General features: G+C 68.1%; 19 protein-coding genes and 1 pseudogene. 12 read left to right on the forward strand and 8 right to left on the reverse strand.

Annotation, left to right across the window (positions count from 1 at the left end):
- Positions 1-2: 2 nt before the first annotated feature.
- Positions 3-1,019, reverse strand: coding sequence for a tripartite tricarboxylate transporter substrate binding protein (locus AC3WLE_RS02050; protein WP_492356266.1), 1,017 nt, complete (start codon positions 1,017-1,019; stop codon positions 3-5).
- A 143-nt stretch (positions 1,020-1,162) separates the two neighbouring features.
- On the opposite strand from AC3WLE_RS02050, the pseudogene AC3WLE_RS02055 reads away from it, so the two are divergent.
- Positions 1,163-2,103 (forward strand): annotated as a pseudogene (locus AC3WLE_RS02055) (LysR substrate-binding domain-containing protein).
- Here AC3WLE_RS02055 and AC3WLE_RS02060 read toward each other — a convergent pair.
- Positions 2,100-2,855: a sulfite exporter TauE/SafE family protein gene (locus AC3WLE_RS02060; RefSeq protein WP_492318489.1), complete on the reverse strand. Its 756-nt coding sequence runs from the start codon at positions 2,853-2,855 to the stop codon at positions 2,100-2,102. The pseudogene AC3WLE_RS02055 and the gene AC3WLE_RS02060 overlap by 4 nt on opposite strands.
- Positions 2,856-3,279: 424 nt before the next feature.
- Between AC3WLE_RS02060 and AC3WLE_RS02065 the strand changes: the two genes are divergently transcribed.
- Genes AC3WLE_RS02065 through AC3WLE_RS02075 form a run of 3 tightly spaced genes read left to right on the forward strand, consistent with a single transcriptional unit; the run spans position 3,280 to position 5,880 of the window.
- A complete protein-coding gene (locus tag AC3WLE_RS02065; RefSeq protein ID WP_492356265.1) occupies positions 3,280-4,713 on the forward strand; it encodes a cytochrome ubiquinol oxidase subunit I in 1,434 nt (477 codons plus the stop codon).
- A gap of 4 nt (positions 4,714-4,717) precedes the next feature.
- A complete protein-coding gene (gene cydB, locus AC3WLE_RS02070) occupies positions 4,718-5,725 on the forward strand; it encodes a cytochrome d ubiquinol oxidase subunit II (protein ID WP_492356264.1) in 1,008 nt (335 codons plus the stop codon).
- Positions 5,725-5,880, forward strand: a complete 156-nt coding sequence (locus AC3WLE_RS02075) for a DUF2474 domain-containing protein (protein ID WP_492318492.1) — start codon at positions 5,725-5,727, stop codon at positions 5,878-5,880. The genes cydB and AC3WLE_RS02075 overlap by 1 nt, the downstream gene beginning before the upstream one ends.
- A 25-nt stretch (positions 5,881-5,905) precedes the next feature.
- Here the strand turns inward: AC3WLE_RS02075 and AC3WLE_RS02080 are convergent, their stop codons facing one another.
- The 5 genes from AC3WLE_RS02080 to AC3WLE_RS02100 all read right to left on the reverse strand — a co-directional run bounded on the left by AC3WLE_RS02080 (position 5,906) and on the right by AC3WLE_RS02100 (position 12,584).
- Positions 5,906-6,670 (reverse strand): fumarylacetoacetate hydrolase family protein, encoded by a 765-nt coding sequence (locus AC3WLE_RS02080; RefSeq protein ID WP_492318493.1) that lies wholly within the window; start codon positions 6,668-6,670, stop codon positions 5,906-5,908.
- A 92-nt stretch (positions 6,671-6,762) separates the two neighbouring features.
- Positions 6,763-8,211 carry an MFS transporter gene (locus AC3WLE_RS02085; RefSeq protein ID WP_492351872.1) on the reverse strand — a complete coding sequence of 483 codons (1,449 nt, stop codon included), beginning with the start codon at positions 8,209-8,211 and terminating at the stop codon, positions 6,763-6,765.
- A gap of 109 nt (positions 8,212-8,320) precedes the next feature.
- Entirely contained in the window at positions 8,321-9,847 is a 1,527-nt protein-coding gene (locus AC3WLE_RS02090) for an amidase family protein (protein WP_492318495.1), read from the reverse strand.
- 93 nt (positions 9,848-9,940) lie between these two features.
- Positions 9,941-11,245, reverse strand: coding sequence for an MFS transporter (locus AC3WLE_RS02095; protein ID WP_492318496.1), 1,305 nt, complete (start codon positions 11,243-11,245; stop codon positions 9,941-9,943).
- A gap of 118 nt (positions 11,246-11,363) precedes the next feature.
- On the reverse strand, positions 11,364-12,584 hold the full coding sequence (locus AC3WLE_RS02100) for a pyridoxal-phosphate-dependent aminotransferase family protein (RefSeq protein ID WP_492356263.1): 1,221 nt from the start codon (positions 12,582-12,584) through the stop codon (positions 11,364-11,366).
- Between the two features lie 179 nt (positions 12,585-12,763).
- Here AC3WLE_RS02100 and AC3WLE_RS02105 point away from each other — a divergent pair, with 179 nt between their 5' ends.
- From AC3WLE_RS02105 to AC3WLE_RS02140, 8 genes are all read left to right on the forward strand, one after another.
- A complete protein-coding gene (locus tag AC3WLE_RS02105; RefSeq protein ID WP_492318498.1) occupies positions 12,764-13,483 on the forward strand; it encodes a GntR family transcriptional regulator in 720 nt (239 codons plus the stop codon).
- A gap of 177 nt (positions 13,484-13,660) precedes the next feature.
- Complete coding sequence (locus AC3WLE_RS02110) at positions 13,661-15,712, forward strand: LamG-like jellyroll fold domain-containing protein (RefSeq protein ID WP_492356262.1); 2,052 nt, start codon at positions 13,661-13,663, stop codon at positions 15,710-15,712.
- An 85-nt stretch (positions 15,713-15,797) separates the two neighbouring features.
- The gene (locus tag AC3WLE_RS02115) at positions 15,798-16,031 is read left to right on the forward strand and encodes a hypothetical protein (protein WP_492318500.1); all 234 of its coding nucleotides are present in this window, start codon (positions 15,798-15,800) and stop codon (positions 16,029-16,031) included.
- Between the two features lie 49 nt (positions 16,032-16,080).
- Complete coding sequence (locus AC3WLE_RS02120) at positions 16,081-18,237, forward strand: phosphocholine-specific phospholipase C (RefSeq protein ID WP_492318501.1); 2,157 nt, start codon at positions 16,081-16,083, stop codon at positions 18,235-18,237.
- A gap of 149 nt (positions 18,238-18,386) precedes the next feature.
- Positions 18,387-19,274 carry a LysR substrate-binding domain-containing protein gene (locus AC3WLE_RS02125; protein WP_492318502.1) on the forward strand — a complete coding sequence of 296 codons (888 nt, stop codon included), beginning with the start codon at positions 18,387-18,389 and terminating at the stop codon, positions 19,272-19,274.
- A 124-nt stretch (positions 19,275-19,398) separates the two neighbouring features.
- Positions 19,399-20,100: an HAD family hydrolase gene (locus tag AC3WLE_RS02130; protein WP_492318503.1), complete on the forward strand. Its 702-nt coding sequence runs from the start codon at positions 19,399-19,401 to the stop codon at positions 20,098-20,100.
- A 4-nt stretch (positions 20,101-20,104) separates the two neighbouring features.
- Positions 20,105-21,127 carry a M14 family zinc carboxypeptidase gene (locus tag AC3WLE_RS02135; protein WP_492318504.1) on the forward strand — a complete coding sequence of 341 codons (1,023 nt, stop codon included), beginning with the start codon at positions 20,105-20,107 and terminating at the stop codon, positions 21,125-21,127.
- Positions 21,124-21,885, forward strand: a complete 762-nt coding sequence (locus AC3WLE_RS02140) for an alpha/beta fold hydrolase (RefSeq protein WP_492318505.1) — start codon at positions 21,124-21,126, stop codon at positions 21,883-21,885. Before AC3WLE_RS02135 ends, AC3WLE_RS02140 begins: the two co-directional genes overlap by 4 nt.
- On the opposite strand, the gene AC3WLE_RS02145 is transcribed toward AC3WLE_RS02140, so the two are convergent.
- Entirely contained in the window at positions 21,871-22,458 is a 588-nt protein-coding gene (locus AC3WLE_RS02145; RefSeq protein WP_492318506.1) for a TetR/AcrR family transcriptional regulator, read from the reverse strand. The genes AC3WLE_RS02140 and AC3WLE_RS02145 overlap by 15 nt on opposite strands.
- Positions 22,459-22,493: the final 35 nt, after the last annotated feature.

The following is a 22,493-nucleotide window of genomic DNA, read 5'->3' on the forward strand; positions in this document are numbered from 1 at the left end:
GATCAGCCTTGCTGCAGCAGTTCTTTCAGCTTGAGGCGCTGGATCAGCTGGGTTTCCTGGTCATAGACGCTGGCCACGTACTTCTTGTAGTCAGGACCGTCCAGGTACATCACGGGCGCATCCAGTCGCGCCGCCACCTGCTTGAACTCGTTGCTGGCCACCGCGGCGCGGAAGGCGTCGCGCAGCTTCTTTTCCACGGCGGGCGGCAGGCCTTTCGGGGCGCCGATGCCGTTGGGCGCTTCCACCACCACGTTGTAGCCCAGCTCCTTGAGCGTCGGCGTGTCCTTGAAGCGGGTCGCGCGCTGTTCGCCCCAGGTGGCCAGCAGGCGCAGCTTGCCGGCTTCCACGTGCGGCGCCCACGAGCTGGAATCGGCCAGCAGGTCGACCTGCCCGGCCAGCACGTCCTGCAGCGCGGCGGCGCCACCCTTGTAGGCGATCGCGTTGAACTGGATGCCCGCGGCCAGCGCGAACTGCTCCATGCCGACGTGGGTCGCGCCGCCGATGCCGGCGTGCGCATAGGTGATCTTGCCGGGGCTGGCCTTGGCGGCGGCCACCACGTCCTGCAGCGTCTTGTAGCGCGAGCTGGCCGGCACGGCGATGCCGAAGGTCTGGCCCGAGGTGCGCGCCAGGTAGGTCAGCTCGGTGCGCGGGTCCAGCTGCAGCATGCCGAGCTGCGCGAAGCGCGTCACCGAGATCGGGATCTGGCCGATGGTGTAGCCGTCCGGATTGGCGCGCGCCAGGGCCTTGGTGCCGATCATGCCGGAAGCGCCGGCGCGGTTCTCGACCACGATCGACTGCTTGAGAATGCCGCTCGCCACCTGGCACAGCGCGCGCATCGACTGGTCAGCGGTGCCGCCGACCGGCCATGGGCAGATGAAGGTGATGGGACGCTCGGGATACTCGGCGGCCAGCGCCCGCGCGGCAGGCAGCAGCACGCCGGCAGCGCCCGCGGCGGCACCCGCGGCGGCTCCGATGAGCAGGCAGCGGCGCTTGGAATCGATGGGGAATCCTTGGGTCATTTGCGGGTGTCTCCGATGTTCTGATTATCGGCGGGACCGGCGCAGCCAGCCTCGTCATGCCCGCATTCTGTCGCGCCTCAACATAACAATCCAATCAAAGAACGGCATTGCTTCATAACCTTAAGGTTAGATAGACTGGTAGCATGGTCCAGATCGATCGCGCGCTGCGCTCCAATATCAAGCTGCGCCACTTGCAACTGCTGGTGGCGCTGGATGAGTTCCGCCACCTCGGCCGCACCGCGGAGTTCCTGTCCGTGAGCCAGCCGGCGGTGTCCAAGGTGCTGACCGAAGTCGAAAGGATGCTGGGTCTGTCGCTGTTCACGCGCTCCACCCGCGGCACCGAGCCCACCCCCGCCGGGGAATCGCTGGTGCGCTTTGCGCGCTCGGTGCTGGCCCAGTACGAGCAGACCCGCGACGAGATCGCCGCGGTGCAGAGCGGCGCTTCCGGCCGCATCCGCGTGGGCTCGATGGGCGCGGCGCTGCCGGTGCTGCTGGCGCAGGCCGTGGGCGCGCTCAAGGACCGCCACGCGCGCGCCACCGTGCTGGTGGAGGAAGGCGACCTGACCCACCTGCTGCCCAAGCTGCGGTTGCGCGAGCTGGACCTGATCGTGGGCCGGCTGGAGCCGGGCTATGCGGCGCCGGACCTGCTGACCGAAGCCCTCTATGAAGAACCGATGGTGGTCGTGGTCCGCCGCGGCCACAAGCTGGCGCGCAAGGCCCGCCCCAGCTGGGCCGACCTGGCGGCGATGCCCTGCGTGCTGCCGCCGCCGTGGGCCTCGCTGCGCGTGAAGATCGAGCAGGCCTTCTATCGCCACGGCCTGCACCCGCCGCAGGATGTCATCGAGACCTCGTCCTACCTGGCGCAGGCCACCTTCGTCGGCCAGCGCGGCGCGGCCGGCTTCATGGCCGAGTCGGTGGCGCTGTCGTTGCAGAGGAAGGCCGGTTGCACGTGCTGAAGATGGCCGTGCCGGTCGACCTGCCCCCGGTCGGCATCATCACGCTGCGCGAACGGGCGCCCTCGCTCGGCACCGACCAGCTGCTGGAATGCCTGCGCGAGGCTGCGGCGCAGGTCAGGGCCGTCTAGCTGGCACGCGCCATCAGCACCGGCACCGACGTGGCCAGCAGCGCCACGCCGGATACGGTCAGCAGCGTCAGCACGACCTTGCGGAAGGTGGCCTCGCTGATCCCCAGATAGAGCCGCGTGCCCAGCAGCGTTGGCACCAGCATCGCGGGCGCCACCACCAGGAACATCGGCAGCATCTCGCGCGTGACGATGCCCTTGCCCACATAGGCGGCCATGGTCATGGCCAGCGTGGCGAGGTTGAAGTTCTGGATCACCGCGCGCTGTTCGTCCTTGTCGAAGCCGCGCAGCGTGCACCACAGCGTGGGGATCACGCCAGTGAAACCACCGATGCCGCCCATCACGCCGCCGGCCGCACCGGCAACGCCGTCGGCCACGCGCCCGCCCACGCCGATATGGGGCAGCTTGCGCACCATCAGCATGACCGGGCACCACAGGGTCAGGAAGCCGCCGAGCACGACCTTGAACCACAGCGCGTCGAGCATCGGCAGGATCGCCACGCCCAGGGGGATGCCGGCCACGCCGCCGGCCACGAACGGCCACAGCCGCCGCCACGACAGCCCGCGCCGCACCGACACCGCCGCCAGCAGCTGGCCGGTAAGCGCGCCGAACACGGTCATGGCCGACGCCAGCTGCGGCTCGATCGCCCAGGCCCAGAACGACATCGCCACCATGCCGAAGGCAAAGCCGGACAGCCCCTGGACAAAGCCAGCCACGGCGGCGCCGGCGATCACGATCAGCAAGGTGGAATCCATGGCAGGCGGGGCCGCGTCATACGATGGCGGACGCGATGTTCAAAGGCTTCTGGGAAGCGCATGACTATGCACTTCTTTGCCCTGCTTGTCAGCCGCTGTCTCTGCTGCGCCGCGCAAAACTGATACGGTATTTTTTCAATGAGGTGATGCTGTTCCGTTCGTGCCGGCTCCGTTAGCATGGTCGCCATCGACAAGGGCATCGGGCCGCGCGAAGCGGCGCCGGCGGTACCGGGTGCGGCGATATGTCACCCGTACGCCACCGGCAGCAACAGTGCCCTTTGCTGCGCGCGCGGCGTACACTACGCTTTACCGCACGCGCCTACGGCCCGCGCCCCGGCGCGCCCTGCCGACCGGCCCCGGCCTGCCAGACGGCAGTGCCGCGCCCGTCACAGGCGTGCGCCAGGCCAGCGCCACGGAGAACAACATGTTTGGTTTGACCGCGCTAGACCTAGCCCGCACGCAGTTTGCCTTCACGATTTCTTTCCACATTATTTTCCCGGCGATCACCATCGGCCTGGCCGCCTACCTGGCGGTGCTGGAAGGCTGCTGGCTGCGCACGCAGCGCACGCATTACCGCGACCTCTACCACTTCTGGTCCAAGATCTTTGCCGTCAATTTCGGCATGGGGGTGGTGTCCGGGCTGGTGATGGCCTACCAGTTCGGCACCAACTGGAGCTTCTTCTCCGAGTTCGCGGGCAGCATCACCGGGCCATTGCTGACCTATGAGGTGCTGACCGCGTTCTTCCTGGAAGCGGGCTTCCTGGGCGTGATGCTGTTCGGCTGGAACCGCGTCGGGCCGGGGCTGCATTTCTTTGCCACGGTGATGGTGGCGCTCGGCACGCTGATCTCCGCCACCTGGATCCTGGCCTCCAACAGCTGGATGCAGACGCCGGCGGGCTTCGAGATCATCAACGGCCGCGTGGTGCCGACCAACTGGTTCGAAGTCATCTTCAACCCGTCGTTCCCCTACCGCCTGGTGCATATGAGCGTGGCGGCGTTCCTGGCCACGGCGCTGTTCGTCGGCGCCTCCGCCGCCTGGCACCTGCTGCGCGGGCGCGACAACCCCGCCATCCGCAAGATGCTGTCGATGGCGATGTGGATGCTGCTGATCGTCGCGCCGATCCAGGCCGTGATCGGCGACATGCACGGCCTGAACACGCTCAAGCACCAGCCCGCCAAGATCGCCGCGCTGGAAGGCCACTGGGAGAACAAGGGCAATGAAGGCCTGCCGCTGCTGCTGTTCGGCTGGCCCGACATGGCGCGCGAAGAGACGCGCTTCGCGGTCGAGGTGCCGCGCCTGGGCAGCCTGATCCTGACCCATTCCTGGGACGGGCAGATCAAGGGCCTGAAGGAGTTCGCGCCGCAGGACCGGCCCAATTCCACCATCCTGTTCTGGTCGTTCCGCGTGATGGTGGGGCTGGGGCTGCTGATGATCCTGCTGGGCGTGTGGAGCCTGCTGCTGCGCCGGGGCGAGCGCATGTACCGCTCGCGCGGCTTCCTGCATATGGCGCTGTGGATGGGGCCCACCGGCCTGATCGCCATCCTGGCCGGCTGGTTCACCACCGAGGTCGGGCGCCAGCCGTGGGTGGTCTACGGGCTGCAGCGCACCGCCGACGCGGTGTCGCCGCACGGCGTGCCCGAACTGGCAACGACGCTGGCGATCTTCGTGGTGGCCTACTTCTTCGTGTTCGGCGTCGGCATCGCCTACATGATGCGGCTGGTGCGCAAGGGTCCGGCGCTGGAAGAAGCCAAGCCGGAAGGCGGCCCCGGACGCGGGCATACGCCGGCACGGCCATTGTCAGCCGTGGATGACGACGAAGCGCTCGCCCCCGCCACCACTGCACGCACCCGGAGCTGACACCATGGGCATCGACCTCTCGCTTCTCTGGATCTTCATCATCTTCTTCGGCGTGATGATGTACGTGGTGATGGACGGCTTCGACCTGGGCATCGGCATGCTCTATCCGTTCGTGCCGGACCGGCATGACCGCGACGTGATGATGAACACGGTGGCACCGGTCTGGGACGGCAACGAGACCTGGCTGGTGCTGGGCGGCGCCGGGCTGCTGGCGGCGTTCCCGCTGGCGTATTCGGTGGTGCTGAGCGCGCTCTACCTGCCGCTGATGCTGATGCTGCTGGGCCTGATCTTCCGCGGCGTGGCGTTCGAGTTCCGCTTCAAGGCCAACGACCGCGAGCGCCCGGTGTGGGACGCCGCCTTCATCCTGGGCTCGGGCACGGCCAGTTTCTTCCAGGGCGTGGCGCTGGGCGCCTATATCGACGGCATCAAGCTGGAGGGCCACCGCTTTGCCGGCGGGCCGCTGGACTGGCTCACGCCCTTCCCGCTGTTCTGCGGCGTGGGGCTGATGGTGGCCTACACGGTGCTGGGCAGCACCTGGCTGATCATGAAGACCGAGGGCGACTTGCAGCAGCGCATGATCAAGCTGACCAGCTCGCTGGCGTGGCTGCTGCTGGCGGTGATCGCCGTGATCAGCCTGTGGACGCCGCTGACGCATCCCGAGATTGCCGAGCGCTGGTTCAGCCTGCCCAACCTGTTCTGGTTCTCGCCGGTCCCGATCCTGGTGGCGCTGTGCATGCTCATGCTGATGCGCGCGCTGCGGCATGAGCCGGATATCTCGCCGTTCATGTACGCGCTGGGGCTGGTGTTCCTGGGCTACAGCGGGCTGGCGATCAGCGTCTGGCCCAATATCATCCCGCCGGGAATCTCGATCTGGGACGCCGCCGCGCCGCCGCAAAGCCAGGGCTTTGCGCTGGTGGGGGCGCTGTTCATCATCCCCTTCATCCTGATGTACACGGTATGGGCCTACTACGTGTTCCGCGGCAAGGTACGCCACGGCGAGGGCTACCACTGATGGCTATGGATACACGGCGCTCGGGGACAAGCACCGGCACCTGGCTGCGCCGCATCGGCTGGCTGGTGCTGATCTGGGCCGCCAGCGTGGCGGCACTGGGCGTGGCCGCGTGGGTGCTGCGGATCATCATGCAGGGCGTCGGCTTGCGCAGCTGACGCCCCGTCAAGGGCAACGCCGTTTTCAGAGCTGGACCGAGGCCTCGCCGATGCCATCGAACTCCGCGGTCACCAGGTCGCCTGCCGATGCGTCCAGGATGCCGACCCAGGTGCCGGTAGTGACGACCGTGCCGGCCTCTACACGTTGCCCGTCGCGCGTGGCATGGCGCAGCCAGGCGGCCAGCCCAAAGGCCGGATCGCCCAGCGCGTGGGTGCCGCGGCGCTCGGTGGTTTGCGTGCCGATCCGCACCCGGCAATGCTGTGCCGCCCAGTCCCGCGCCGCATAGTCACGCCATTCGCCAAGCACCAGGGCGCCGTGGGACTGCAGGTCGGCCAGCTTCAGCAGCGCGGGCGCGGCAAGATACTGCCGCCAGCGCGAATCGACGACTTCGATCGACACCGCCATCGCATCGATCAGCCCGGCCGCGCCGGCGTAGTCGAGGGCGGCAGCCTGCGCGGCGTCAACGCCCTGCCCCAGCCGCAACGCAATCTCTGCCTCGATGCCGCGCCATGTGAAAGGCCAGTCGCCGGCATGCGCGGGGCTGGTCCAGACCCCGGCAGGCGGCAGTTCGGCATGCGTCAGCACCGCCTCGCGCGAGGCACCGCCGGATTTCCAGTAGCCGGCGCCTGACACTTGCCAGCCAAGCGCGCGGGCCACGGCCGACTGCACGGCGTAGGCCTGTTCCGCATTCTCAAGCACGGTGGCGAATTGCTCTGCATCGGCGCAGCCCTGTTCGCTACGCGCGCTGAGCAGGGCCTGCGCGACCCGATCGATATTGGAAGATGTCATGCCTTGGGTATTTCCTTGAATGAGGGATGAATATCGCCCGGTATCCCGCTCCCGGCAAGCGCGCGCAGCACGCTGCCGGGAACGGGCCGGTCTCAGGAGCCGCTGGCGCTGGCCGCGGTGCCACTGACCGCAGGCGCGGCTTCGTCGTCGGCGGCGGTCTCGCCCATGGCGCGGCCGAAGGTTTCCGGCGCGAACTGCACGGCCAGCGCAAACACTGCGTACATCGCCGCGAGCATGCTGAACATGCCGCCAACGCCGTAGGTTTCGAACACGCGCCCGCTGATCAGCGGCGTCAGCGCCCCTGCCAGGGTGCCAAGCGCCAGGATCAGCGAGGTGCCGAACGCGCGGACGTGGGTGGGATACTGCTCCGGCGCGAAGATCCAGATCGACGTGTTCAGCAACACCACGCAGAACGTGAAGGCGGCACCGAACATCAGCACCAGGCCCACGTTATACGTCAGGAAGCCGAAGCACAACCCGGCCGCGCAGGCCAGCCCCGCGCCTATCGTCAGCACCCGCTTGCGCGGGAAGTGATAGCCGCAGTACGACGCCGCGAGCGCCCCGAACAGGCTGCCGCTCTGCATCACCATGGTGAAGAGAAAGCTCTTGGAGATGGTGTAGCCCTGCGACATCAGGATGGTCGGCATCAGCGTCAGCACCGAGATCTGCGCGCCGTACGTCATGGACACCGCAATCCCCAGCGCGATCGTGCGCCGTCCCAGGCGACCCTTGAAGATATCGCTCAGGCGCACCCTGGTGCGCGGCGCGTCGTCCTGGATCGCGGCCTTGATATAGGGCGTCGGCTCGCCGTCGAGCTTGCCCAGGCGGCCGGATGCGAGCACCGACAGCACCCGGTTGGCCTCGTCCACGCGCCCCTTGGACAGCAGGAAGCGCGGCGTCTCCGGAATAAAGCGCCGGTAGAACACGACGAAGAATGCCGGCAGCACCAGGCAGGCAAAGAGCCAGCGCCAGCTGTCCGGTCCCGGGAACATGGCGAATACCGCCAGGCCGAAAGCCGGCGCTAGCATATTGCCGAGGCCGCCGCTGCCCACGCTGACCAGGCCCACCGCGGTGCCGCGGAAGCGCGTCGAGCACAGCTCGGCCAGCATGGTCACGGCGATCGAGATCTCCCCGCCCAGGCCGATGCCGACGATAAAGCGGCCCGCCGCCAGCACGCCATAGTTCGGCGCCAGCGCGCAGATGATGGCGCCCAGCGTGAACAGCAGCAGGTTGGCGCTCAGCATCGTGCGCCTGCCGTAGCGGTCCGCGATATAGCCGGAGCCGATGCGTCCCAGCGCGGCGGCGCTGAAGGTCAGCGTATTGAGAAAGCCGATCTCCGCCACCGAGATGCCCCACTGCTCGCGCAGCATGGGGCCGATCAGGCCGACGGCGTTCTGTTCGAAGACATCGAACATCACCCCGAGCATGATCATGAAGATGATCTTCTTGTGCGACGCCGTCACCCCGATGCCATCCATGGCCCGGTCGAGCTCATGCTGCTGTGGGGAATTCGGCGATTGAACTACAGTTTCTGCGCCCATCTTTGTCTCCTCCTCGTTTCGAGGTTGCCGCGGTTTGTCCGCGACCTTGTCGCCGCCGTGTCCGGCTGGCGTTTGTCGAGCAGCGATAAAACTTCGTTCCGGCGCGCGCCTATTCCAGCGCGGGCGTCGAGTGCGGCGGCCGGCGCGCGCGCAAGGCCTGCTCGGCCGCATAGGCCAGCCGTATCAGCACGGGTTCGGTGAAGGGCAAGCCAAAGAACTCCAGCCCGACCGGCACACCCTGCGGTGCATTGCCGTCTGGCGCCGAAAATCCGGCCGGAATCACGATGGCCGGAAAGCCGGTGGCCGACGCGAGCACGCCATTGCGCTCTGCCTGGATCTCGCCGACCGGCGCCACCAGGCGCCGCTGGTGCGGAAATGCCAGCGCATCAAGCCGGTGCCGCGCCATCAGGCCCTGCAGCCGCTGGCGCAATGCCTGCTGGCGCTGCAGGCGTTCGCGGTACTCCCCTTCCCGCTCGCTCAGCGCTGCCGCGGTGTCGAGGGTTCCCGCCACGCTTGGATGGACCGAACCGGCAGCGATGATGTCCTTCATCGATCGCACCGGGACGCCGGGGGGCAGCCCCGCCAGGTAGGCATCGAGATCGCGCGCCATCTCGTAGTGGTGCACAAGCGTGGACGCGAGCAGCTCGTCCGGGCTGATCGCGTCTTCAATCGCGACCAGCTCGGCGCCTTGTGCCGCGATGGTCGCCAGCGCTGCCTGCATCACGGCGTTGACCGGACGGTGCACATCCTGATCACCGAAGAAATGCCGCAACACGCCGATGCGCGCGCCCCTGAGTCCGTCGCGGTCGAGGCTGGCGGCATAGCTCGCCGGGATGTGGGGCGCGCCCTGGCTGGTGACCGGGTCGGCCGGATCATGGCCGGCGATGACATCGAGCAGCAGCGCCGTATCGGCGACCGTGCGGGTGATCGGGCCGATGGTGTCCTGCGTCAGCCCGCAAGGGACCAGCCCGGCCCGGCTGATCAGGCCCATGGTCGGACGCAGGCCCACCAAGTTGTTGGCCGAGGCCGGCGAGCGGATGGAATTGACCCCGTCGGTGCCGATGCCAAGCAGGCCGAAGCTGGCGGCGATGCCGGCGCCGGTGCCGCCGCTGGAACCGCCGGGCGTGCGGGTCAGGTCATAGGGATTGAGGGTCTGGCCGGACAAGGTGCTGACGGTCTCGCCGCCGGAGGCAAGCTCGTGCAGGTTGGTCTTGGCCAGCACGATGGCACCCGCCTCGCGCAGCCGGCGGATGACGAAGGCATCGTCGCTGGACAGGTTGCCGCGCAGGCAGGCGGCGCCGGCGGTGGTTTCCATGCCGCCGCATTCGATGTTGTCCTTGACCAGCACCGGGATGCCATGCAGCAGCGCCAGCGGCCGCGTGGGGTTGCGGCCCGCCATGGCGTCGATGCGGCCGGCCTCTTCCAGCGCCTGCGGGTTGGGCTGCAGGATGCTGCGCAGGGCGGGGCCGCCCTGGTCATAGGCCGAGATGCGCGCGAGGCAGGCGCTGGCCAGTTGGCGCGCCGTCAGCCTGCCGTCGCGCATCGCGGCATGCGCGCTGGCAACGGTGGCTTCCACCACGCTGAACGGCGCGTGATGGCCGGGGCCGTCTGGCACCGGTTGGTACGAGTTTGTCATGAGAGCCTTCCATGCGCCGGCAAGGGCGCGAAGTGTTTGCGAGGTGATGGCCAGGCGGGGCAGCGGCACGGTGCCGCACCCCGCTTTGTCTCGCTATCGGTTGACCAGGCGGGCAGGTATTGTCCAGATGCAGAACGCACCCAGCATCAGCATCCCGGCAATCATGTAGTAGGCACTGTTGCCGCTCTGGGTCACGTCGCGCAGGTAGCCGATCATGTAGCCGCTGGTAAAGCCGGCAAGGTTGCCGATCGAGTTGCTCATGGCGATGGCCGTGGCCAACGCCGCGCCGCTGAGGAAAGCCGTCGGCAGGGACCAGAACAGCGGCGTGCAGGTCAGGATGCCGGCTGTGGCGATCGACAGGAACACCAGGGACAGCGCGGTGCTGTGCATGACCCAGGGCAACGCCAGGAAGCCGATCGCACCCATCATGCACGGGATGATCAGGTGCCAGCGCCGCTCGCGGTGCTTGTCGGCGCTGCGACCGAAGAAGTACATCGCGACAATGGCCGCCATATACGGTATCGCGCTCAGCATGCCGATATGGAGCGGGTCGCTGACACCGGTCGACCTGATGAACGTGGGCAGCCAGAGCGTGATGCCGTACTGGCCCGTGACATAGCAGAAGCAGATCAGGCTGATCAGCCAGACGCGCGGATCGGTAAACACCTTGCCGACGCGTGCCTGCGGGTCCACCGCCTTGACGTCTTCCGACTTGGCCAGTTCAAGGACCTGCTTCTCCGCGCTGGTCAGCCACTTGGCCTTGGCAATGGAGTTGTCCAGGTAGTAGAAGCAGAAGCAGCCCAGCAGCACCGCCGGCACCGCCTCGATGATGAACATCCATTGCCAGCCGCCCCAGCCAGCCACGCCGGCCATGCTGCCCATCAGGTAGCCGGACAGCGGGTTGCCGATGATGCCGGACAGCGGCGAGCCCATGCAGTAGATGGCCATGATCTTGGCACGCCGTTGCGACGGGTACCAGCACGACAGGTAGTACACGATGCCTGGCGTGAAGCCGGCTTCGGCCAGGCCCAGCAGGAAGCGCAGCGTGTAGAACTGGGTTGGCGTCTGCACGAAGGCAAAGCACGCGGAGAGTATCCCCCACGTGATCATGATCCGGCCGATCCATACCTTGGCGCCGAACTTGTGCAATGCCAGGTTGCTCGGCACCTCGAACAGGAAGTAGCCGATAAAGAAAATCCCGGCGCCCAGCCCGTAGACGGTTTCGCTGAAGCCCAGTTGCTGCGACATCTGGAGCTTGGCAAAACCTACGTTGACACGATCGAGATAGGCGATCAGGAAGCAGACCATCAGGAATGGCACCAGCCTCCAGCTCACCTTGCGATAGGTCGCATCCTCGAACGTCCTGATCTTTGTTCCCGCCTGCAGGGTTGTATCCACAGCGTCTCCTCTGTTTTTTGTCAGGTACGGCAGTGCTGCGCTGATCCGTTGCGATCAGTCCGGCGGGGGCGTTGCGCACGCGCGGCGCCCGCCCCCGTCTCGGAAGGCAGTGACTGCGTCAGGCGGCAGCCTTGAGCGACAGCGGCGTCGCGTGCGCGGCGAGATAGTCCATGGCGGCGACGGTGCCGCTGCCCGCGAGCGCGACGCCCGAGATCTTCAGGCCCATCTCGCAGCCGGCCAGCGTGGCCATCAGCGTGAGGTCGTTGCAGTCGCCCAGATGGCCGATACGGAACATGCGGCCCTTGACCTTGCCCAGGCCGGCGCCGAGCGACATGTTGAAGCGGTCATAGATGTTCCTGCGCACCACGTCCGCGTCGATCCCCTCGGGCATCATCACGCCGGTCAGCACCGGGCTGTAGACGGCCGGGTCCGCGCACTGGATCTCCAGGCCCCAGGCCTTGACCGCGCGGCGGCAGGCTTCGGCCAGGCGCTGGTGGCGGGTGAAGACGTTGTCCAGCCCTTCCTCAAGGATCATGTCGAGGGCTTCGGACAGGCCATAAAGCAGGTTCGTGCTAGGGGTGTAGGGCCAGTAGCCGGTCCGGTTCATCTCGATGATTTCATCCCAGCCCCAGAAGCTGCGCGGCAGCCGGGCCGTGCGGGAGGCTGCGACGGCCTTGGGCGAGACCGCATTGAAGCTGATGCCGGGCGGCAGCATCAGGCCCTTCTGCGAGCCGGACACGGTCACATCCACGCCCCACTCGTCATGCCGGTAATCGGCGGACGCCAGCCCCGAGATGGTGTCGACCAGCAGCAGCGCCGGGTGTCCGGCCGCATCGATGGCGCGGCGCACGGCGGCAATATCCGAGGTCACGCCGGTCGAGGTCTCGTTGTGCACCACGCACACCGCCTTGATCGCATGCGCAGTGTCGGCACGCAGGCGGGCCTCGATCATGTCGGCCTGCACCCCGTGGCGCCAGCCCTCCACGCCCGGCAGGCCGAGGAACTCGGGCTTGATTCCCAGGTTCTCGGCCATCTTCTTCCACAGCGTGGCGAAGTGGCCGGTCTCGAACATCAGCACCGTGTCGCCGGGGCTCAGCGTGTTCGACAGCGCCGCTTCCCAGGCCCCCGTGCCCGAAGCCGGATAGATCACCACCGGCTGCTCGGTCTTGAAGATCTTCTTGATGCCGTCCAGCACCTTGAGGCCCAGCGCGCCGAATTCCGGGCCGCGATGGTCGATGGTCGGATAGCTGATGGCGCGCAGGATGCGATCGGGAACCGGGCTCGGTCCGGGGATCTGCAGGAAGTGGCGGCCGGCGGGATGGAAGTTGAGATTCAGCATTTGACTCCTCCTGTTGAGTTTTGAATGCAAAATACTTTATCAGAGGAGTGACGGAAAAACAGCGGAGATTGCATGGAAATTCTCTAGCGTTTACCCGACAAATTAAGGGTTTACCTGCGTTTTTGAGTTCCAGTTGAGAGTCTGCTAAAATTGAACGCAACACGCGATAGGAATTTTGAATGCAAATTGTCGCCACTTCCGGCACGGATTCGCCGGCTCCGGTACTGCCCAGGCTCGAACGGCAACGTTTGCACGACACCGTGGTGGCCCACCTGCGCACCTTCATCGTCGAGGGCACCCTGGAACCGGGCAGGAAGCTCAATGAGCGCGAACTGTGCGAGACCCTGGGCATCTCCCGCACGCCGCTGCGCGAGGCCCTGAAGGTGCTGGCGGCGGAGGGGCTGATCGATATCTCGCCCAACCGCGGCGCGACCGTATCGCGCCTGTCCGGGGCGGAGATCCAGGACACGTTTGAGCTGATGAGCGGGCTGGAAGCCTTTTCCGGCGAACTGGCCTGCGAACGCATCACGGCCGTCGAACTGGCCGAGATCAAGGCCCTGCACTATGCGATGCTGGCCTGCCGGGCAAATGACGACCTGCCCGGCTATTACCGGATCAACCACCAGATCCATGACCGCATCAACCTGGCGGCCCGCAATTCGGCGCTGCGCCAGACCTATTTGTCGGTGAACCGGCGGCTGCAGGCGCTGCGCTTCCGCTCCAACTATCAGAAGCCGAAGTGGGACAGCGCCATCCACGACCACGAAGAGATGCTGCAGGCACTTGAGGCGCGCGATGGCAAGCGGCTTGCCGCCATCCTGCGCCAGCACCTGCTGGACAAGCGCGACGCGGTGCTGCTGATCCAGGCAGGCGATGCCGTTGGCACGCCCCAGGCATAGGACGCTGGCGCCACCCTCACCCCAAGAATCCGAATAGCCCCATCAGCATTCTTTGCCCCGCTGTCACCACGGTGACAACCCCGGTTCTTACTCTGCGAGCGCATTGCGGCAAACGCAATCCGCCACGCGGCACCTGCCGCCGGCGCACAACAACGCAGATGAACAGGGGAATCAGAGATGGCAGGGAACCTTGCACCGGGCAGGCTGGCGGGGATGGCGCGCGGCCGTGTGCTGGCCGCCACCATGATCGCCGCACTGGCGGCAACACTGGGCGGCTGCGGCGGCGGCGATGACGCCGCGCCGACAACCGCACCGAACGACACCACCATCAAGACCCCGCCGCCTGCCGGTGCCGGCGGCCCGCGCGTGCTGCTGGTCGGCGTGGACGGCGCCACCTATGCCCAGGTGCAGGGCGCGCTCTTGCGGCGTGAGCTGCCCAACCTGGCCCGGCTGAACCTGGTGCCCACCGCCACCGGCGGCATGCCCGGCACCATCACCGCGCAGCCGCCGCTGGACGCGCCCAGCTGGGCCACGGTGCTGACCGGCGCCTGGGCCAACCGCCACGGCATCGAAGACGATACCGGCAGCACCGCACTGCGGGCCCCCACCGTATTCCGCTACCTGCGCGCGGCCGGCAAACCCGGCCTGCAGCAAGGCGCATCCACCAGTTCGGGGGTGCTGCCGGGCCTGCTCAAGGCCGAGCAGGAAGCGGGCATGCTCGATACGCTGGTTGACTGCGCCGCGGTCGACAGCTGCGTCACGCAGAACGCCGTGCGGCAGGTGCAGTCCGGCTATGGCGTGGTGTTTGCGCAATACAGCGCGCCGGCACAGGCGGCGGAAGCCGGCGGCTTCGGCAACGGCGCCTATGCCACGGCGCTGGCCGGCATCGACAAGGCGCTGGGCGAGCTGCTCGGCGCCGTCGCCGCGCGCAGCCAGGGGCAGCCCGGTGAAGACTGGCTGGTGATGGTCACCACCAGCCACGGCCTGGATGCCACCGGCGCCACCACCACGGTGCCGACGGTGGAGAACCGTACCGCCTTCCTCGCCACCAACAAGGCGCTCAACGGCGCGCTGGCCAGACCTGGCGCGGCAGCGCCGGACACCCCGGCGGACCTGTCCGCGCTGCCGACCGAAGCCGATATCGTCCCCACCGTGCTGGCCCACGCCAGCGTGGCGCTTGACCCGGTCACCACGCGGCTGGACGGTTCGGCGCTGACCACTGCCACCGCCGGCGTGCGAGCCATCGGCGCCAGCATCAGCCAGTACAACGATGCCATCACGCTGAGCTGGCAGAACCCGACCGAAGCCTTCGGCGTCACCCGGGTGCTGCGCGACGGCGTGCAGATCGCCTCGCTGGGACCTGAGGCGCGGCAGTTCACCGACAAGGCCTTCAACATGGCCACGGGCCTGTACCAGTTCAACTACACGCTGGTGCGCAACGACGTGCCGGTGTCGTACCTGGCGCAGATCCACTACGTCAAGCCGGTCACGCTGGCGCCGACGCTGCTCAATGGGCTGGCCACGTATTTCAGCCTCGACAGCAAGCCGTTCGCCGACGCGAAGAACGCCGCCACGCTCGGCCCGTGGGTGGCAAGCCTTGACGGCGGCACGCTGGCTGCCGACAACTTCAGCGGCCAGTCGCTGCAGCTGGACTCGCGTGTCGACAGCTACAAGCTGGCGTACAACGCCGCCGATATCACGCAAAGCCCGCAGTTCACCATCGGCTTCTGGTTCCGCACCGACTGCAGCCAGGGCAACGGCACCGGCGAGCCCGTCCTGTCCAACAAGAACTACATCTCGGGCGGCAACCCCGGCATTGCCGTGGCGCTGTTCGGCAGCTGCGAGATCCGCTTCAACCTGGGCAGCGGCAGCGGCAAGCGCGACGACATCAACGGCATGAAGGTGTCGGCCAACCAGTGGGCCTACCTGGCGCTGTCGGTCGACGCGGCAGCCAGGCGCTTCAGCGCCTATGTCATCGATCCGGTGCTGGGCTTGCAGAAGACCGAGAACAAGGCAATCGCCAACACCGACGTGACCAAGCTGGCCGGGCTCGGCACCGGCTGGGGCGTGAACGACGATGCCACGCATAACTACGTGGGCAACAACCCCGGCGCGCTCAAGGGCGTGATGGGCTTCAACGACCTGGCGATGTGGACGCGCGTGCTGTCGCTGGACGAGCTGAAGGCCATCACCGGCGCACGCCAGCCGCTGTCCACGCTGAATCCATAAATCCGGCTGGAACCCGTTTCGTCATGGAACGAGTTCCTCACCGACCCTTCCCCCCCCGCCCGATCCCCTGCAGGAGATTGACACCATGACTTTCCGACCTTCCTTCCTGGCGCGGCCGCACTGGCTCGCCGCCGTGCTGATGTGCGCAGCGCTCGCCGCCTGCGGCGGCGACTCCGGCGACAGCCCCACCGGCTCGCCCAACGCGGCACCGACTACGCCGGGTGCCCCCGGCACCGGCGGCAACCCCGGCCAGGGGAATGGCAGCGACCAGCCTGGCGAGACGCCCGCCGTGAAGCCGCAACTGCGCTGCGCGCCCTGAAGCCGCACCGGCCCGTCTCCTCCTCCAGAAACCACCCGGCACAGAATCCATGAACCCGCAAAGCAGACGCAACTTCCTCAAGCTCGCCGGCGGCAGCGCCGCCGCCACCGCCGCGCTGGCGGCCTTCCCGCCGTCCATCCGCCGCGCGCTGGCGATCCCGGCCAACAATGCCACCGGCACCATCCGCGACGTCGAGCACGTGGTCATCCTGATGCAGGAAAACCGCTCGTTCGACAACTACTTCGGCACGCTGCGCGGCGTGCGCGGCTTTGGCGACCGCTTCCCGATCCCGCTGGCGGGCGGCCTGAACGTCTGGCAGCAGACCTATACCAACGGCAGCACCACCCGCACCGTGCTGCCCTACCACCTCGACAGCAGCGCTGGCAATGCGCAGCGCGTCAGCGGCACGCCGCACTCGTACCCGGATGCGCAGAACGCCTGGGACCTGGGCCGCATGAACAAGTGGCCGACCTACAAGCAGACCCAGTCGATGGGCTACTACACCGAGGCCGAGCTGGACTTCCAGGTAGCGCTGGCCAATGCCTTCACCCTCTGCGACGCCTATCACTGCAGCTTCCACGGCGGCACCAACTCCAACCGCCTGTTCCACTGGACCGGCACCAACGACCCCAGCGGCGCCAACGGCGGGCCGGTGATCGACAACAGCGGCGACTCGTTCACGGGGTCGGCCCCGGCCTATACCTGGAAGACCTACCCGGAGCGCCTGGAAGCCGCCGGCGTGAGCTGGAAGGTCTACCAGAACATGCCGGACAACTTCACCGACAACCCGCTGGCGGGCTTCAAGCAATACCGCGACGCCAACGCCGCGCGCGGCAACCAGGCCAACGGCAGCCCTTACCCGGCATACACCAGCGCCGACGACGCCATCAGCCCGCTGCTCAAGGGCGTGGCCAACACCATGCCTGACGGCGGCTTCCTGCAATCGCTGCGCGACGACGTTGCCGCGGGCAAGCTGCCGCAGGTGTCGTGGATCGTGGCGCCGGCGACGTACTCCGAGCACCCCGGGCCTTCCAGCCCGGTGCAGGGCGCCTGGTATACGCAAGAGGTGCTGAATGCCCTGACCGCCAACCCGGCGGTCTGGAGCAAGACCGTGCTGCTGATCAACTTCGACGAGAACGACGGCTACTTCGACCACGTACCGCCGCCGTGCGCGCCCGCCTACGACGGCGACACGCTGGCCGGCGCCACCACGCTCGACCCGCAACAAATCAAGCCGGAATACCACGTCGACAGGCACCCCTACGGCCCCGGCCCGCGCGTGCCGATGTACGTGGTCTCGCCATGGAGCCGCGGCGGCTGGGTCAACTCGCAGGTGTCCGACCACACCTCGGTGCTGCGCTTCCTGGAAGCCCGCTTTGGCGTGGCCGAGACCAATATCAGCAGCTTCCGCCGCGCCGTGGCGGGCGACCTGACCTCGGCCTTCAACTTCGTCAGCCCGAACACCAACCCGCTGCCCACGCTGCCCAACCGCGACAAGGCCAGCGCCGATGCCATCCGCACCGCGCAAGGCGTGCTGCCGCAAGTGCCGCTGCCTTCGGCCAGCAGCCAGCAGATGCCGCAGCAGGACACCGGCACGCGCCCGTCGCGCGCCCTGCCCTATGAGCTGCACGTAAGCGCCCGCGAAGACGCCCGCGACCAGCGCGCGGTGTGGCTGCTGTTCAGCAACACCGGCACCGCGGCGGCGGTGTTCCACGTCTACGACCGCCTGCACCTGGACCGCGTGCCGCGCCGCTACATGGTCGAGCCGGGCAAGGAACTGCATGGCAGCTGGGACGTCTTTGCCAGCGACGATGGCAAGTACGACCTGTGGGTGCTTGGCCCCAACGGCTTCCACCGCGCCTTCCGCGGCAACGTGGGGGCCGTGACCGCGGCGGGTGCCAGCGCGCCGGAGATCCGGGTCTGCTATGACATCGCCAACGCCGCGGTGTACGTGGACATGATCAACACCGGCAGCGCCCCCTGCACCTTCACCGTGCAGCCCAACGCCTACCGCACCGACGGTCCCTGGACCTACGAGGTGCCGGCCGGCATGCAGCTGCAGCAGCACTGGCCCGTGGCCCGCCAGGGCAACTGGTACGACTTCACCGTCACCACCGCGCAAGGCGGCTTCACGCGCCGCTTCGCCGGGCGCATCGAAACCGGCAAGGACAGCGTGTCCGATCCGGCGATGGGCCTCAACGGCTGACGCGCAAGTCGCCTGACGGGCAGCGCTGCGCCCGCCCCCCGGCCGCTCCGGCCGCGGGCGGGCGTAGCCGTTTTGTCACATTGGCCCGCTAGACTGCGCGGTCGTCCGGGACCTGTCCGGGCTGTCCCCCAACTTTCCTGCGGATGACCATGCTCGGCGACCTGCTGATGACCTTTTTCGAAGTGGCGCGCCAGGGCAGCATCACCATGGCGGCCAGGCAGCTGCGCATCAGCCAGCCCACCGTCACCGGCCGCATCCGCCAGCTGGAAGAGACCTACGGCGTGGAGCTGTTCCACCGCCGCGCCAGCCGCGTCGACCTGAGCGACGTGGGCGTGGCGCTGATGCCGGTGGTCGAGCAGCTGATGCAGCAGGAAGGCAATGCCGACTACCTGCTGCGCAACGCCGGCAACCTGCGCTTCGGCAACCTGCGCATCGGCGCCACCGGCCCCTACTACATCCTGCGCGCGGTGGCGGCGTTCCGGCAGCGCTACCCGGCGATCGACGTGAGCCTGGACATCGGCAATTCGCAGCAGATGCTGGAGGCGCTGTTCGAGTACCGCATCGACGCCGCGGTATCGTCGCACCCGGTGGACGACGACCGGCTTGCCTGCATCCGGCTGGCGACGGACCCGATGGTGCTGGTGGCCCATCCGGACCATGCGCTGGCGCGGCTGGCGCAGGTCGAGCTGCCGCAACTGCGCGGCTGCCACCTGCTGGTGCGCGAGCACGGCTCGATGACGCGCAAGGCCACCGAGACGGCGCTGGCCGCGTGCGGGCTGGAGTTGCCGCCGCACACCGTGATCGGCAGCCGCGAGGCCATCTACGAGGCCATCCGCCAGGGCCTGGGCGCCAGCGTGGTGCCGCTTGGCGAGGTGCCGCGCGACCCGCTGCTGCGCGTGGTGCCGTTCGCACAAGGCGCGCCGGTGCTGCATGAATACCTATACTGCCTGCAGAGCCGGCGCGAGACCCGGCTGGTCGGCGCCTTCCTGGACTGCGTGGCGCTGGACGAGCCGACCGCCGCCACCCACGCCGCCTGACACCCGCATGCCTGCCGCGCCAGATAAAGCGCCAATGCCGGTATCGGAAAACTTGGGTCCTTCATCACCGCGCGGTCACCACGCCGCGCCAAGCTTGCCGGTTTCGCCAACTGAGCTATCCCGCATGCCCGCTGCCCCCCGCCTCGCCCTGTTTGACCTCGACCACACCCTGCTGCCGCTCGACAGCGAGTATGAATGGGCCCGCTACCTCGTCGCCGTGGGCGGCGCCGAGGCCGCCGAGATCGATGCGCACAATGCACGCTGGCTGGCCGCCTACCAGGCCGGGCGCCTGGACTTTGCCGCCCATGCCCGCTTTGCGCTGGGCCTGCTCGCACGCCACCCGCGCCAACGCCTGACGCAATGGCGCGCGGACTTCATGCGCGAGGTGATCGTGCCCGCGATCCGGCCCGATGCGCTCGACCTGCTGGCGCGCCACCTCACCGCCGGCGACCTGTGCTGCATCGTCACCGCGACCTGCCGCTTTGTCACCGAGCCGATCGCGCGCCAGCTGGGCGTGCCGCACCTGCTGGCGGTAGAGGCCGAACATGACGCGCACGGCGAATTCACCGGCGCGCTGGCCGGCGTGCCGGCCTTCGGCCCCGGCAAGGTGCTGCGGGTGCTGGCATGGCTCGACACGCTGGGCATTGCGCACACGGCGCTGGCACAGGCCACCTTCTATAGCGACTCCCGCAACGACCTGCCGCTGCTCGAAAGCGTTGGCCACCCGGTCGCCGTCAATCCCGATTCGGCGCTGCGAGACGCGGCCGAGGCGCGCGGGTGGCCGGTCTTGCGCCTGTTCGGCACGGCCGGCGTGCCGGCCGCCTGAGCCCATGCACCCGCACGCCGGCTTCCCCGAGTACGACCAGCTGCTGGCCTTGCTGGATACGGGCAGCCACGTGCTGGATACGCGGGTGGTCTGCGAAACCATGGTGCAGGGCCATCGCTTCGGCGTCCATGTCGCCACGCTCGGCAGCCGCGATCCGGGCGCGCCGGCGATCGGCATCTTCGGCGGCATCCACGGGCTGGAACGCATCGGCACGCAGCTGGTGCTGGACTACCTGCGCTCGGTGCTGAGCCGGCTGGCGTGGGACGAGCTGCTGCACCGCGAACTGCAGTCGGTGCGGCTGGTGTTCATGCCGATCGTCAACCCCGGCGGCATGTGGGCCGGCACCCGCGCCAACCCCAACGGCGTCGACCTGATGCGCAATGGCCCGCAGGACGCCGATGCGCGCGTGCCCTTCCTCGCCGGCGGCCAGCGCATCGGCGCCTGGCTGCCCTGGTACCGCGGCCCGGCGGGCGCGCCGATGGAAGCGGAAAGCCGCGCGCTGCTGCGCGTGGTGCAGGAAGAACTGCTGCCGCGCCCGCTCAGCTTTGCGGTGGACTGCCATTCGGGCTACGGCTGGCGCGACAGCATCTGGTTTCCGTACGCGGGAACGCGCCGGCCGATGGCGCACCTGCCCGAGATGTACCTGCTCAAGACGCTGTTCGAGCAGGCCCACCCGCACCACGGCTACACCTTCGAGCCGCAAAGCCACCAGTACCTGCTGCACGGCGACCTGTGGGACCATGCCTATGACCTGACGCCGCACGGCAACCTGTTCCTGCCGATGACGCTGGAACTGGGCTCGTGGCTGTGGATCAAGAAGAACCCGCGCCAGCTGTTCTCGCGCGAGGGCATCTTCAACCCGATCAAGGCGCACCGCACCGCGCGCGTGCTGCGCCGGCACGTGAGCCTGTTCGACTTCCTGGGCCGCGTGGCCTTTGCGCCGGATCGCTGGCGGCCGCGCGGCGTGCAGCGTGACGACCTGCTGCTGCAGGCACGCGCACACTGGCAGACGGAGCCGCCGCCATGAGCCGATGGGTATTCTTGCGGGGACTGACGCGGGAATCGCGCCACTGGGGAAGCCTGCCGGCGCGTTGGGAAGCGGCCGGGCTGGGCCGTCCGCTGCTGCCCGACCTGCCCGGCAACGGCGCGCTGTCCGCGCAGCCGGCGCCGTGGAGCGTGCCTGAGATGGTCACCGCGGTGCGGCGCCAGTTGTCGGCCACCGGCGCGCACGGCCCCTACCGCGTGCTGGCGATGTCGCTGGGTGCGATGGCCGCGACCGAGTGGGCCAGCGCCTATCCGGAGGAAGTCGGCGGCCTGGTGCTGGTCAATACCAGCATGCGGCCGTTCTGCACGCCCGCACAGCGCCTGCGGCCGCGCAACTGGGGCAAGCTGCTGCGCGTGGCGCAGCGCTGGCAGGACCGCGCGTACTGCGAGCGGACCATCCATGCCATCACCTGTGCCCGCACCGATACGCTGGCACGCGATCTCGAGACCTGGCAGGCCATTGCCGCCGACGCGCCGGTGAGCCGCCAATCCGCGCTGGCACAGTTGCTGGCCGCGGCCCGCTATCACGCCCCCGCCAGTGCGCCGCGCTGCCCGGCGCTGCTGCTTGCCTCGGCGGCAGACCGCCTGGTCAACCCGGTGTGCTCGGCGCGCATCGCGCAAGCCTGGGACGCGCAGTTGCTGACGCACCACTGGGCCGGGCATGACCTGCCCCACGATGACCCGCAGTGGCTGTGCAATGCCGTCGCCGGCTCGGTGATACTGACACTAAGCGGCGGCTAAGGCCTGCTCCGCCGGCATGGCGCTGGTCAGCAGCGCCGCCGCGGCATCGAGCCGGTCCGGCGTGCCAAACAGCCGCGCACTGATCAAGCCGTTCTGCAACGCCCCGAACACCACCTGCGCCAGCTGCTGCGGCGGAATCGGATAGGGCGACTTGCGTTGCGCCGCGGCGCGCTCGAACAAGCTGGCCAGCCATTGCTCATTGAGCCGGATAAAGTCCTGCATCGCGGCGCGCACCGCGTCCGGCAGCATCAGCACGTCGGCCGACAGCATGCCCACCAGGCAAGCCTGGTCGGTGCCGGCACCCGCGCGCAAAGGCGCAAGGTATTGCCGCGCCTGCTCCGCGGGCGGCAGGCTGGCGTCGATCGCATCCAGGCGCGCCCGCCTGCGGGTGCCGTATTCGCGCACCGCTTCCCGCACCAGGTCGTCCTTGGACGGGAAGTAATAGTGGATGCTCGAGGTCTTGACCCCGACCAGGTCGGCCAGGTCGCGGTAGCTGAAGCCGTTGAACCCCCTGCGGCGGATCAGCGCCAGCGCATGTTCGACCAGTTGCTCGCGTACGGATCGGGTGTTCATGGCATCAACTCCTGGTCTTGCTGCCGCGCCGTTCA

It is taken from the genome of Cupriavidus sp. FW306-1B-F12B, from assembly GCF_058781795.1.

Excerpts from the sequence above, each read along its gene's own strand:
- AC3WLE_RS02110 (WP_492356262.1), top strand. The coding sequence starts at position 13,661 with ATGGCAGGGAACCTTGCACCGGGCAGGCTGGCGGGGATGGCGCGCGGC.
- AC3WLE_RS02085 (WP_492351872.1), bottom strand. The coding sequence starts at position 8,211 with ATGGGCGCAGAAACTGTAGTTCAATCGCCGAATTCCCCACAGCAGCAT.
- AC3WLE_RS02065 (WP_492356265.1), top strand. The coding sequence starts at position 3,280 with ATGTTTGGTTTGACCGCGCTAGACCTAGCCCGCACGCAGTTTGCCTTC.
- cydB (WP_492356264.1), top strand. The coding sequence starts at position 4,718 with ATGGGCATCGACCTCTCGCTTCTCTGGATCTTCATCATCTTCTTCGGC.
- AC3WLE_RS02105 (WP_492318498.1), top strand. The coding sequence starts at position 12,764 with ATGCAAATTGTCGCCACTTCCGGCACGGATTCGCCGGCTCCGGTACTG.
- AC3WLE_RS02100 (WP_492356263.1), bottom strand. The coding sequence starts at position 12,584 with ATGCTGAATCTCAACTTCCATCCCGCCGGCCGCCACTTCCTGCAGATC.
- AC3WLE_RS02060 (WP_492318489.1), bottom strand. The coding sequence starts at position 2,855 with ATGGATTCCACCTTGCTGATCGTGATCGCCGGCGCCGCCGTGGCTGGC.
- AC3WLE_RS02145 (WP_492318506.1), bottom strand. The coding sequence starts at position 22,458 with ATGAACACCCGATCCGTACGCGAGCAACTGGTCGAACATGCGCTGGCG.
- AC3WLE_RS02050 (WP_492356266.1), bottom strand. The coding sequence starts at position 1,019 with ATGACCCAAGGATTCCCCATCGATTCCAAGCGCCGCTGCCTGCTCATC.
- AC3WLE_RS02130 (WP_492318503.1), top strand. The coding sequence starts at position 19,399 with ATGCCCGCTGCCCCCCGCCTCGCCCTGTTTGACCTCGACCACACCCTG.
- AC3WLE_RS02075 (WP_492318492.1), top strand. The coding sequence starts at position 5,725 with ATGGCTATGGATACACGGCGCTCGGGGACAAGCACCGGCACCTGGCTG.
- AC3WLE_RS02115 (WP_492318500.1), top strand. The coding sequence starts at position 15,798 with ATGACTTTCCGACCTTCCTTCCTGGCGCGGCCGCACTGGCTCGCCGCC.
- AC3WLE_RS02135 (WP_492318504.1), top strand. The coding sequence starts at position 20,105 with ATGCACCCGCACGCCGGCTTCCCCGAGTACGACCAGCTGCTGGCCTTG.
- AC3WLE_RS02080 (WP_492318493.1), bottom strand. The coding sequence starts at position 6,670 with ATGACATCTTCCAATATCGATCGGGTCGCGCAGGCCCTGCTCAGCGCG.
- AC3WLE_RS02125 (WP_492318502.1), top strand. The coding sequence starts at position 18,387 with ATGCTCGGCGACCTGCTGATGACCTTTTTCGAAGTGGCGCGCCAGGGC.
- AC3WLE_RS02090 (WP_492318495.1), bottom strand. The coding sequence starts at position 9,847 with ATGACAAACTCGTACCAACCGGTGCCAGACGGCCCCGGCCATCACGCG.
- AC3WLE_RS02120 (WP_492318501.1), top strand. The coding sequence starts at position 16,081 with ATGAACCCGCAAAGCAGACGCAACTTCCTCAAGCTCGCCGGCGGCAGC.
- AC3WLE_RS02140 (WP_492318505.1), top strand. The coding sequence starts at position 21,124 with ATGAGCCGATGGGTATTCTTGCGGGGACTGACGCGGGAATCGCGCCAC.